The organism is Micromonospora sp. NPDC003241 (assembly GCF_053589795.1).
Genome location: NZ_JBSFSO010000009.1, coordinates 22,703 through 35,307, shown reverse-complemented (window position 1 = coordinate 35,307; position 12,605 = coordinate 22,703). Strand labels below are relative to the sequence as shown.

Annotated in this window: 7 protein-coding genes; 5 read left to right on the top strand and 2 right to left on the bottom strand. The window is 72.0% G+C overall.

What is annotated here, in order from left to right:
• Positions 1–40: 40 nt before the first annotated feature.
• Positions 41–1,909: a S8 family peptidase gene (locus tag ACWDVW_RS10115; RefSeq protein WP_449946580.1), complete on the bottom strand. Its 1,869-nt coding sequence runs from the start codon at positions 1,907–1,909 to the stop codon at positions 41–43.
• 569 nt (positions 1,910–2,478) lie between these two features.
• Between ACWDVW_RS10115 and ACWDVW_RS10110 the strand changes: the two genes are divergently transcribed.
• The 4 genes from ACWDVW_RS10110 (at position 2,479) to ACWDVW_RS10095 (ending at position 9,759) form a co-directional block, all read left to right on the top strand.
• Positions 2,479–3,159 (top strand): LysE family transporter, encoded by a 681-nt coding sequence (locus ACWDVW_RS10110; RefSeq protein ID WP_449946578.1) that lies wholly within the window; start codon positions 2,479–2,481, stop codon positions 3,157–3,159.
• A gap of 211 nt (positions 3,160–3,370) precedes the next feature.
• On the top strand, positions 3,371–7,078 hold the full coding sequence (locus ACWDVW_RS10105; RefSeq protein ID WP_449946576.1) for a M12 family metallo-peptidase: 3,708 nt from the start codon (positions 3,371–3,373) through the stop codon (positions 7,076–7,078).
• A 172-nt stretch (positions 7,079–7,250) separates the two neighbouring features.
• Positions 7,251–8,126 (top strand): sulfurtransferase, encoded by an 876-nt coding sequence (locus ACWDVW_RS10100; protein WP_449946574.1) that lies wholly within the window; start codon positions 7,251–7,253, stop codon positions 8,124–8,126.
• A gap of 970 nt (positions 8,127–9,096) precedes the next feature.
• Positions 9,097–9,759, top strand: coding sequence for an acVLRF1 family peptidyl-tRNA hydrolase (locus ACWDVW_RS10095; RefSeq protein ID WP_449946573.1), 663 nt, complete (start codon positions 9,097–9,099; stop codon positions 9,757–9,759).
• 79 nt (positions 9,760–9,838) lie between these two features.
• Here ACWDVW_RS10095 and ypfJ read toward each other — a convergent pair whose 3' ends face one another.
• Complete coding sequence (ypfJ, locus tag ACWDVW_RS10090) at positions 9,839–10,750, bottom strand: KPN_02809 family neutral zinc metallopeptidase (protein WP_449946571.1); 912 nt, start codon at positions 10,748–10,750, stop codon at positions 9,839–9,841.
• 231 nt (positions 10,751–10,981) lie between these two features.
• On the opposite strand from ypfJ, the gene ACWDVW_RS10085 reads away from it, so the two are divergent.
• Positions 10,982–12,586 carry an ABC-F family ATP-binding cassette domain-containing protein gene (locus ACWDVW_RS10085; protein WP_449946801.1) on the top strand — a complete coding sequence of 535 codons (1,605 nt, stop codon included), beginning with the start codon at positions 10,982–10,984 and terminating at the stop codon, positions 12,584–12,586.
• Positions 12,587–12,605 lie beyond the last annotated feature (19 nt).

Here is a 12,605-nt window from a genome sequence, read left to right as displayed (position 1 = left end):
GCGGCGGCGGACGGTGTGACCCGCCCGCCGTCGCGTCAGGTCACAGGGTCAGCGTCCAACTGTCCAGGTAGCCGGTGTCGGCGCTGGCCGAGTCCTGGACCCGCAGCTTCCAGGCGCCGTCGGCGGCCTTGCCGGACAGGTCGCGGGTGTAGGTCTGGAAGATGTTGTCGGCGCTGCTGCCGGTGCGGTTGTGCAGCACGTAGGCGGTGCCGTCCGGGGCGATCAGCGAGACGGTCAGGTCACCGATCCAGGTGTGGAAGATGCGTACCTCGACGGTGCTGGTGGCACTGGCGGCGCGTCCACACCCGTGGATGACGATGGTGCTCTCGACGGTGCTGTTGTCGTTGATCGGGTAGTCGGTGGCGTTGCCCTGGGCGCAGCCGGGCGGGCCGTTGACGGTGAGCGTGAAGGTGGCGCCCTGGGTGGTCTCCGGCCCGGTGCCGAGCACGGTCACCGAATAGAGTCCGGGCACGGTGCCGGCGTCGGCGCTCAGGGTCAGGTTGGCGGTGTCGCCGGAGGTGACGGTGGTCGGGCTGAAGCTCGCGGTCACCCCGGCCGGCAGGCCGCTGACGCTGAGCGCGACGCTGTGCGGCGTACCGACCGTGGTGGTGGTGCTAACCGTGGTCGTGGTCGAGTTGCCCGGGTCGACGGTGCCGCTGCCCGGGGCGAGGGTGAGGGCGAAGTCCTGGGTGGGCGGCACGATGTTGCCGGTGTAGAGCAGCTTGTTCGGTGATCCGACGCCCGGGTTGGTGACCACGTTGTTGGTGGCGTCGGCGACCAGCAGGTCGCGGATCTGCTGCGGGCTGTAGCCGGGGTTGGCGGCCACGGCCAGGGCGGCGGCGCCGGCCACGTGCGGAGCGGCCATCGAGGTGCCGTTGATGGTGTTGGTGGCGGTGTCGCTGCCGATCCAGGCCGAGGTGATCGCGCTGCCCGGGGCGAAGACGTCCAGGCAGGCGCCGAAGTTGGAGTAGCTGGCGCGGGCGTCGGTGCTGGTGGTCGCGCCGACGGTGATCGCCTCCGGGGTGCTGGCCGGCGTGTAGTTGCAGGCGTTGGCGCTGCTGTTGCCGGCGGCGACCGCGTACACCACGCCGTCGGCGATGGACCGGGCGACCGCGTCGTTGGTGGCCTGGTCGCGGCCACCGCCGAGGCTCATGTTCGCCACCGCCGGCTCGCCCGGCTGGTGATCCGCGGTGACCCAGTCGATGCCCGCGATGACCTGCGCGTAGGTGCCACCGCCGCCGTTGTCCAGCACCCGTACGCCGACCAGGGTCACGCCCTTGGCCACGCCGTACGCGGTGCCGCCGACCGTGCCGGCGACGTGCGTGCCGTGACCGTTGCCGTCGTCGGCGCTGCCACCGTCGATGGCGTCGAAGCCGGAGACGGCCCGCCCGCCGAAGTCGGTGTGGGAGAAGCGGATGCCGGTGTCGATGATGTACGCGGTGACGCCGGTGCCGTCGTTGGGGTAGGCGTAGCTGTTGTTCAGCGGCAGCGCCCGCTGGTCGATGCGGTCCAGGCCCCAGGACGGGGTGGGGGACTGGGTGTCGGCGATGCTGACGGTGCGGTTCTGCTGGACGTACTCGACGGAGGGGTGGGCCGCCAGCCGCTTGGCCGCTCGCTCGGTCAGTCGGGCCTCGAAGCCGCGCAGGGCGTCCTGGTAGGTGCGGGCGATGCTGCCGCCGTGCCGCCCGGCGAGGGTCTTGGCGGTGGCCCCGACCTGCGCCCGGCTCACCGCCGAGTCCTTGAGCACGACGATGTACGAGTCGGCCACGGCGGCGGCGTCGCCAGCGTGCACGATCGGACCCTGCGCGGGGGCCGCCTGGGCGGGTGCGGCGACCGCCACCAGGGTGAGTGTCGCCGCGGCGGTGAGGGCGAGGCGCCAGGGACGCCGGGACGGCTGGGAGAGGAGCATCTCCCGCCTCCTTTCGATGCGCAGTCGGCCCGTTTGTGACGGGCCGACCGGTGACCGTGGAGCGGACTGACACAGATCGTAGGACCTCAACGCATCGATGTTGAGAGATATAATTCGCCCCGCGAATCGCGTAGCATGGTGGATTTCAGCATCCACGATCATGAATCATTGAGTCGAAACAAAACGGAAACGTGGGCCACTGGTGGGCGACGGACGCTGTCCGTTGTGGATTCTGGTCCATTTCCTGTGGTCAGGACGAACTTCGGCTGGCGAAGCTGGTGTGTCCGCTACTGATCCACATGATTCGACTGGGAAAGGCTGCCGACCGGCAATTCGTTGCGGGGGATGTTCGCAATTCGGTCCCATTGACGAGACGCGTGGACAGGCGGCCTGCGGCTCGTCCGCCGGGGCTGCGGTGGGAGCCGCGGTAAATGCGTGGCACCGGCCGTGCGTGGGGCGCAGGATGGCGGCGTGCGGACGTACCCGATGATGCCCTGCCCGGTTGCCGTGCCCGTCGCCACGGGCCGACAGCCGGTCGCGCCCGGGTCCCCGCCGCCCCGCGCGCTGTCGTGAGCGGCGCCTTCCTGGCCGGCGTGGTCGCCGGCTACGGCGTCGCCGTGCCGGTCGGTGCCATCGCGGTGCTCATCGTGGGGCTCACCGCGCGCACCTCGTTCCGGGTCGGCGCGTCTGCGGCGCTGGGGGTGGCCACCGCCGACGGTCTCTACGCCGCGGTCGCGGCGTTCGGCGGGGCGGTCGCGGTCGCGGCGTTCGGCGGCGCGGTCGTGGGCGGCTGGCTCACTCCGCTCGCCACGCCACTGCGGCTGGTCGCCGTCGCGGCGCTGCTCGCCCTCGCCGCGCACGGCGCGTGGCGGGCGCTGCGCGCCGTCGGCCGGACCCGGCCCGCGCGGGACGCCGACGGCCGTCCGGCCCCCGGCGTCGTGCGGCGAGGGCTGGACACCCCGCTACGGGCGTACGCCGGGATCCTCGCGCTGACCCTGCTCAACCCGGCCACCGTCGTCTACTTCACCGCGTTGGTGCTCGGTCGTGGTGGCCAGAGCGGGTCCGGGGCCGGCGCGGCGACGCTCTTCACCCTCGGGGTGTTCCTCGCCTCGGCCAGTTGGCAGCTGGTGGTCGCCGCCGGCGGCACGCTACTCGGCCGGACGCTCACCGGCGCGCGGGGACGGTTGGTCACGGCCCTGCTGTCGAGCGCCATCATCGCGGCACTCGCCGTCGCCCTGCTGCTCGACTGAGGCTCCAGAACGGACCGTCGACTGTGTGACGATCTTGTGAAAGTCGCGTTGCGCTGACCGTGGACGGCCCTCTCCCAGAGGATCTTCCTCTGTTCGGCTGATGTTCGTCCTCCGCCGTCCGTTTAGGGTCTGGCCCATCCATCGATCATCCGTGCTGCCCGTCGACCCGGACGGCACGGTGGGTCGCACCCCTCATCACCAGGGAGACGAGTTGAGGAGCTTCCTCACCCCTCGACCGGGCGGACGGTCCGGACACACCCGGTCACACCGACCCCGCCTGGCCGCCACGCTGGCCGTGGCATTGGTGGCGACGATGTCACCGGTCCTGCTCACCTCCACCCCGGCCGCTGCCGCCCCCTCGGCCGACGGCCCGTGGCGCAAGGTGGACGGCACGCCCGCCGCCACCAAGTCGGGCCGTCCGGCGGCCGTCGAGGCGGCGCACCTGTCCGCCTACACACTGGACCGTGCCGGCATGCAGCGCCTGCTGGAGAGGGCACCGGCAGAGCAGCGCCGCGCGGCGAGCCAGCCGCAGCAGGTGGTGTCCCTGCCCGCCCCCGACGGCACCTTCCAGCGGTTCGCGCTGGTGGAGTCGCCGGTGATGGAGCCGGAGTTGGCCGCCGCCCACCCGGAGATCAGCACGTACGCCGGCACGGGCCTGGACGACCCGACCGCGACGATCCGGGCCGACCTCACCCCGCTGGGCTTCCACGCCTCGGTCCGGTCCGCCGACGGGGCGTGGTACATCGACCCCTACTACCACCGCGACCAGAGCCTGTACGCCAGCTACTTCGCCCGCGACCTGACGAACCAGAACGGTGAGTTCGTCGAGCGCGAGGACGTCGAGTCGGCGGCGCACCACCTGCACGACGAGATCGAGGAGGCGCACGGCGAGCCGGTCGCCGGCCCGCTGGTGACGCTGCGCACCTACCGTCTCGCGTTCGTGACCGACCCGTCGTACGCCACCTTCTTCGGGGTGGAGAACGTGACCGCCGCGAAGGTCACCCTGATCAACCGGGTCAACCAGATCTACGAGGACGAGACCGCGATCCGGCTCGTCCTGGTCAACGACACCGAGAAGACGAACCTGAACACCCCGGCGCTGGCCACCGAGCCGAACGGCCCCTGCGGCAGCGCCGGCTGCTACACCCCGGCACAGCTCACCGGGTGCAGCAGCGGCCTGCTCAACCGCAACCGGATCGTGCTCGGCCAACTCGTCGGCGCGGGCAACTACGACGTCGGCCACATCGGTCTCGGACTGAGCGGCGGCGGCATCGCGGGCCTCGGCGTGGTCGGTGGCGACGGCAAGGCGCGCGGCTGCACCGGCCTGCCCAACCCGATCGGCGACTACTTCGCGGTCGACTACGTGGCACACGAGATCGGGCACCAGTTCGCCGGCAACCACACCTTCAACGGCAACCAGTGGAACTGCTCGGGCGGCAACCGCAGCGCGGCCAACTCGTACGAGCCGGGCAGCGGTTCGTCGATCATGGCGTACGCGGGCATCTGCCAGCAGGACAACCTCCAGCCGCACACCGACCCGTACTGGTCGCACCGGACCTACACCGAGATCACGAACTTCGTCACGTCGAACCGGCCGACGATCAACGAGGTGCAGACCGTCTCGTTGCGTGACTTCGACAGCGCCGGCGACTCGTTCACCCTCGGCTACGGGGACGCGACCTCGGCGCCGATCGTGCGTGGGGTCAACTACACCACCGCCGGGATCAAGGCCGCCATCGAGTCGATCGCGGGCTGGCCGGCGGGTGCGACGGTCACCGTGGCCGCCTTCGGGGGCAGCGGCACGCTCAACGACACCGGCTTCCAGGTCACCTTCGGCGGCACCCTGGCCGCCACCAACGTGGCCCCGCTGACCCTGGGCGACCTCACCGGCGTCACCGGTTTCGTCGGCGAGACCGCCAAGGGCGGAGCCGTGGACAACGGCGGCCACCTGGTCGAGCAGACCACCAACCACGCCCCGGTGGTCACCGTGCCGGACGGTCTCACCATCCCGGTCCGTACGCCGTTCGCGCTCACCGGCAGCGCCACCGACGTCGACGGCGACACGCTCACCTACCTGTGGGAGCAGAACGACCGGGGCGGCAGCGCGGGCACCGCACTGATGAACAACACCAAGACCAACGGCCCGCTGTTCCGGGTCTTCGGCGAGCCGGCGTGGGTGTCGCCCGAGGACGCCCTGAAGTACCACTCGCCGGGCCAGAACGCGGTCACCACCAACTCGACCCGGGTCTTCCCGGACCTCGCGCAGGTGCTGGTCGGCAACACCAACGCCCGTACGGGCGCCTGCCCGACCCCGCCGGCCCCGCCGGCCAGCGGCAGCGCCTCCAACGTCCCGCCGGAGCTCCTGGACTGCTACTCGGAGTTCCTGCCCACCCGGGACTGGGTCGGTGTGAACAACGACCGGACGCTGAACTTCAAGCTCACCGCCCGGGACGGTCGGCCGGGTGGCGGCGGCATCGGCAGCGCCGACGTCGCCCTGACGCTGGCCCCGGACGCCGGACCGTTCCTGGTCACCTCGCAGGCCGGCACCGCAGTGCTCGACGGTGGTACGGCCCAGAGCGTCACCTGGGACGTCGCCGGCACCGACGTGGCGCCGGTGAGCGTCGGCCAGGTGAAGATCACGCTCTCCGTCAACGGCGGCGAGACCTTCCCGTACGTGCTGGCCGAGAGCACGCCGAACACCGGCGACGCCACGGTGACCCTGCCGAACGTGGCGACCGACGAGGCGCGGATCAGGATCGAGGCGATCGGGAACGTCTTCTTCGCCGTCAACGACGCCGAGTTCGGCATCCGTTCCGCCCCCGAGGTGTCCACCGACGCCCCGGCCGGCGGCGTCGGCGTGCAGTACAGCGACGCGCTCTCGCCGACGGTGACGGTCCGGGCGACCGACGCCGACGGTGCCGGGTCGGCGCTGACCGCGACCGCCACCGGCCTACCGACCGGGCTGGCGCTCACCGTGGCCGACACCTCCGGGCCGGACACCCGCCCCGGCACCCGGAGCTGGACCGTCACCGGCACCACCTCGGCGGCCCCGGGCACGTACCCGGTTACCGTCACGGTGACCGACGGCACCGGGCTGGTCGGCAGCACCACGTTCACCGTCACCGTCACCCCGGAGAACGCGGCCGTTACCTGGGCCGGGGACACCCTGGTCAGCACCGCGACCGCCGGTGCCGCCGGTCGCGTCCTGCTGCGGGCCGTACTGCGGGACAGCTCCGTGCTGCCGTCGTCGGCCGACACCACCGGCGGTGACCTGCGTACCGCCACGGTGACCTTCACCGCGGGTGGGGGCACGCTCTGCACCGCTCGCGTGGACCTGACCGCCACCGCCACCACCACCGGCACGGCGGCCTGCACGGCGACCCTGCCGGCGGGCGCGCACACGGTGACCGCCACGGTCGGCGGCAACTACACCGGGAACACCACCGCCACGGTGACGGTCGCCCGTTCCGACGGCGGATTCCTCACCGGTGGCGGTCACCTCACCGTCACCCGGTCGGCCGGCACCCACCCGGTGGACCGGGCGTCGAAGGTGTCGGTGAACCTGAACGCGAAGCCGGCCACCGCGAAGAAGGCGGCGTCGGGCCACGCGGAGATCACGTACCGGTCCGGCGGTACCGACTACACGGTCAGGACCACCGCGATCGACGGCCTCGGCATCACCTCGGCCGGTAGGTCGGCGGCGGTGCGATACCAGGCCGCGCTCTACGACGGCCGGGGCAAGCTGGTGGCCGCCGGCCTGACGCTCGCGGTGACGGTGACCGACCGGGGTGCTCCCGGACGTCACGACACCGTCGGGATCACCCTCTGGCAGGGCGGCACCCTGGTCTTCTCGTCCGACTGGACGGGAGCCGGGACCGGCGAGGTGGCGCTGACCGGCGGCAACCTCACCGTGCACTGATCGGCGGGCAGGCCGGAGAGGCATCTCCGCTCCGGCCTGCCGTCCGTCGATGGCTACCACCCCAAGCGGCGGGTGAGCTCCACCACTCGTCGGAATATCCGCAGGTAGGGGCCGTATTGTCGCGAAGGTAATCCCGATTGCCTAGATAGGAAATCCGGCGACAGGAGGACTCATGGCCAGCACCCTCGACCTGCCCACCCCGCTCGTGTCCACCGAGTGGCTCGCCCAGCACCTCGACCACCCGGACCTGCGGATCCTCGACGCGACCGTGCACCTGGCCCCGCCGAGCGAGGCCGGCCAGGACTGGTCCCAGACGTCCGGTCGTCCCGAATACCTGGCCGCGCACATCCCGTCGGCGGCGTTCGCCGACATCATCGACGACCTCTCCGAACCGGACGGCGGCTGGTTCACCAGGCCCTCCCCGGAGCGCTTCGCCGAGGCGGCGGGTCGCCTGGGCCTCGGTCCGGACACGGCGGTCGTGGTCTACGCGGCCAACGTCTTCTGGGCCACCCGGGTGTGGTGGCTGCTGCTCGCCAACGGCTTCGACAACGTGGCCGTCCTGGACGGCGGATTCGGCAAGTGGACCGCCGAGGGCCGCCCGACCCGGTCCGGTGAGGAGAGCTACCCGCCCGCCCAGTTCGTCGGTACGCCCCGTCCCGAACTGTTCGCCGATCTGGACGAGGTCAAGCAGGTGGTGGAGAACGGTAGCGGAGCCTGCCTGATCAACTCGCTGTCGCCGGAGGACCACCACGCCACCGAGACGATCAACTACGCCCGCCCCGGCCGGATCCCCGGCAGCCGCAACGTCTTCGTCGCCGCGCTGCTCGACCCGACCGACGGAACCTTCCGGTCGGTGCCGGAACTGCGGGAGATCTTCCAGGAGGTGCAGGCCCAGCCGGGCCGGAAGGTCACCTACTGCGGCGGAGGCATCGCCGCCACCGGCGACGCCCTGGCACTGCGACTGATCGGGGAGACCGACGTGGCGGTGTACGACGGCTCGCTGCGCGAGTGGACCAGCGATCCGTCGCTGCCCGTCGAGGTCGGCTGACCCGGACTGCCGACCGGCGTCCCGGGCGACCGGCGCGACTGTCCTGCTGATCGGACGGAACTCGAACCTGTGGCCCTGGGCGAGAAGTCCCCGGAGCCGTCCATCCGCAACACGAACGCCCCGCCCTCCTTCGGGAGGCGGGGCGTTTCCGCACGTCCGGGGATGCGGAGCAGGATGGACGGTCAACGGGGCGGCGTAATCGCGCTGTGGCTGGCGGACCGGGTCTGGCTGGTATGGCAGGCGGGCCCTGTCGAGCTGAGAGCGTCGACGGATCGGGCAGGCGGCCACTGGCTGCGGCACACCGTGCCCGGGCAGCGTGCACGGGCCTGGTGGTGTCTGCCGGCTCCCGGTGGTGTCTGCCGGCTCCCGGTGGTGTCTGCCGGTCCCGTGATGCCCGGGTGCCGGATGGCCGCGCGAATGCCCGCTGGTGCCGCAGCCGGTGGCTGCCCGGAGGCCCGGTGGCGCTCGCGGGCCCAGTGATACGTGGGGCCAAGTGATACCCGCGGGCCCGATGGTGCTCGCGGGCCCGGTGGTGCTCGCGGGCCCGGTGGTGCTCGCGGGCCCGGTGGTGCTCGCGGCCCGGTGGTGCTCGCGGGCCCGGTGGTGCTCGCGGCCCGGTGGTGCTCGCGGGCCCGGTGGTGCTCGCGGCCCGGTGGTGCTCGCGGGCCCAGTGATACTCGCGGGCCCAGTGATACTCGCGGGCCCGGTGGTGCCCGCGGATCCAGTGATACTGCGGGCACGGTCGAGCGATAGCGCAGGCGGTTCAGCTCGATAGGGCCCGAGGGGGATGCCCTGGGGGCGAAGGGCCCGCAGCCGCGATGGCCGCAGCCGCGATGGCAGTGGCCAGTGGCCCGGCGACTGGGCAGGCTCGGGAACTACCCGTCTGGATTCCTCTCGCTCCGGCCGGCGGTCGACCCGGCCGCCGCAAGGGCGGACCGGGTCGACCTCGTCCGTGCCGTACGGTCGGGTGATGAGTAGCCAACCCGCTGCCGGGGGAGGCCGCTGGGTGAAGGTCGATCCTGCCCGGTTGCACCGGTGGATCGACGGCTTCGCCGACCGGCACGGCACGCCCGCCACCACCGCGCAGGAGTACGGGCTGCTGCTCTCCGCCCCGGACGGCGCCACCGCCGAACTGCACACCCCGCCGGGCTCGCCGGTCGCCCCGGACCTGGATGCCTTCGTGGCGGAGGCCGTCGCACCGCGCCGGATCGGGCTGCTGCTGGCGCGCAAGGGGGCCGTGGCGGTCGGCGTTGCGGAGGGGGAGCGGCTGCCGGTACACAAGGTCGACACGCGGTACGTCCAGGGGCGTACCGCCGCCGGCGGCTGGTCGCAGCAGCGGTTCGCCCGACGGCGCGACAACCAGGCCAAGGCCGCGCTCGCCGACGCCGTCGACCTGGCGGTCCGGCTGCTGCTGCCCGAAGCCGAACGACTGGACGCGGTGGTCGCCGGTGGGGACCGCCGGGCCGTGGACACCGTGCTGGCCGAACGCCGGCTCGCCCCACTGGCCGCGCTGCGCGCCGACCGGCTACTCGACGTACCCGAGCCTCGGCACGCGGTGCTGTTGGCCGCGATCGCCGCCGCCCGCGCGGTGCACATCCTGATCCGCGAAACGGACCGCGACCCGGCCACCTGAGCTTCACCACGTCGGACACGGACGAGCCCCGGTCGATGCCCTTCCCCGAAGGCGTCGACCGGGGCCCGTCCGCACCGCGTCAGATCGCGCCGCTGAAGGTGTCGCAGGAGGCCGGGGTGCCGGTCTCGTAGCCTCGGCTGAACCAGCGCTTGCGGTCGGCCGAAGAGCCGTGCGTGAACTCCTCCGGGTTGACCGGCCGGTCGGCGCGCCGGGAGATGGCGTCGTCTCCGATGGCCTCGGCGGTGTCGATGGCCTCGGCGATGTCCTGCTCGGTGATGCTGGTGAAGATCTTCTGGCCGCGATCGTCGGCGGTGCCGGTGGCGTTCTTGGCCCAGGCGCCGGCGAAGCAGTCTGCCTGCAACTCCAGGCGGACCGACAGGTCGTTGGCGTTGCCCGGGTCCCGCTGCTGCTGGCGGCGGACCTGCTCGTTGGTGCCGAGCAGGTTCTGGACGTGGTGGCCGTACTCGTGGGCCAGCACGTACGGCTGGGCGAACTCGCCGGTGGCGCCGAGCTGCCGGGCGAGCACCTCGTAGAAGGAGAGGTCGATGTAGACCAGCGAGTCGGCCGGGCAGTAGAACGGGCCGACGCCCGAGTCGGCCTGACCGCAGGCGGTGCTGACGGCCTGGTCGAAGAAGACGGTACGGGTCGGCCGGTACTGCTCGCCGAACGCCTCCGGCAGGGCGGTACGCCAGTACGCCTGGATCGAGTTGACGTAGAGGTTGTTGCGGCAGTCGAGCTGCTCCAACGCGTCCGGCGCCTCGCAGCGTTGTTCCAGCGCGGTGTTGTCGCCCTGCTCGCCGCCGCCGGTCATGGCGTTCAGCCCGAAGCCGCCACCCACCAGCGCCACCAGCACGGCGATGACGAGTCCGACGATGCCGCCGCGGCCACCGCCGATCGGGATGGGGATGCCCAGCCCGCCGCCGCCTCCACCGCCACCTCGCCGGTCCTCCACCTGGCTGGTGTCGATCCGCGCGTTCTCGTTCAGCTCCATGATGACCCCGATCAGTCAGTGGCTCGCGGGCCGGAACCGGTCCGGACGGCGAATCGGTACCCGACGATCTTGGTCGGTAATCCGCGTTCGCCGTTCACCGGGGCCCGGTACAATCGACCCGTGCTGCTCTGCGAAGGCTGAACGCCCCGCGCCGACGGGTCACCATGATCCGCCGGCGCTTTCGTGTGCCCTGAGTCAGCCCTGCGGATCCCCGAGAGCGAGTACCCCGACATGATCAATGCCAGCGGCCTGGAACTGCGCGCCGGCGCCCGGATCCTGCTGTCCGACACCACGCTGCGGGTGCAGCCGGGGGACCGGATCGGCCTGGTCGGCCGCAACGGCGCCGGCAAGACCACCACCCTGAAGGTGCTCGCCGGTGAGGGACAGCCGTACGCCGGACAGATCGACCGGCGCAGCGCCGTCGGCTACCTGCCGCAGGACCCGCGTACCGGCGACCTGGAGGTCACCGGCCGGGACCGGGTGCTCTCCGCCCGTGGCCTGGACGCGCTGATGTCGCAGATGAAGGACCTGGAGAACCAGCTCGCCGACGGCGGCGACGAGCGCCTGGTCCGCCGGTACGGCGCGCTGGAGGACCAGTTCGCCGCGCTCGGCGGGTACGCGGCCGAGGCCGAGGCGGCCCGGATCTGCGCCAACCTGGGGCTGCCCGACCGGGCCCTCGCGCAGACCATCGGCACCCTCTCCGGCGGTCAGCGCCGCCGCATCGAGCTGGCGCGGATCCTGTTCCGCGACGCGGCCGACAACGGCGGCGGAATCCTGCTGCTCGACGAGCCCACCAACCACCTCGACGCCGACTCGATCACCTGGCTGCGCAGCTTCCTCGCCAACCACAAGGGCGGGCTGGTGGTGATCTCGCACGACGGCTCGCTGCTGGAGTCGGTGGTCAACAAGGTCTGGTTCCTCGACGCCACCCGTTCCGTGGTCGACGTCTACAACCTGGGCTGGAAGGCGTACCTGGAGGCGCGGGAGACCGACGAGCGGCGGCGGCGCCGGGAGCGGGCCAACGCCGAGAAGAAGGCCGGCGCCCTGATGGCCCAGGCGGACAAGATGCGGGCGAAGGCCACCAAGACGGTGGCCGCGCAGAACATGGCCCGGCGTGCCGAACGCCTGATGTCCGGGCTGGAGGAGGTCCGGGTCGGCGACAAGGTGGCCAAGGTGCGTTTCCCCGCTCCGGCATCGTGCGGCAAGACCCCGCTGACCGCGTCCGGCCTGTCCAAGTCGTACGGGTCGTTGGAGATCTTCACCGACGTGGACGTGGCGGTGGACCGGGGTTCCCGGGTGGCCATCCTCGGGCTCAACGGGGCCGGCAAGACCACGCTGCTGCGGATGCTCGGCGGGCTGCTGAAGCCGGACACCGGCGAGGTGCGGCCCGGGCACGGGCTGCGGCTGGGCTACTACGCGCAGGAGCACGAGACGCTGGACGTCGAGCGGACCGTGCTGGAGAACATGCGGGCCGCCTCGACCGAGCAGACCGACACCGAGCTGCGCAAGATCCTCGGTGCGTTCCTCTTCTCCGGCGAGGACGTGGACAAGCCCGCCGGGGTGCTCTCCGGTGGCGAGAAGACCCGGCTGGCGCTGTCGACCCTGGTCTGCTCCGGGGCGAACGTGCTGCTGCTGGACGAGCCGACCAACAACCTCGACCCGGTCAGTCGGGAGCAGGTGCTCGACGCGATCGCCAACTACCCGGGCGCGATCGTCCTGGTCACCCACGACCCGGGCGCGGTGCTGGCGCTCAAGCCGGACCGGGCCATCCTGCTGCCCGACGGCGACGAGGACGCCTGGAGCGACGACCTGCTGGAACTGGTCGAGCTGGCCTGACCCGGTGTAAGGAAGGGTC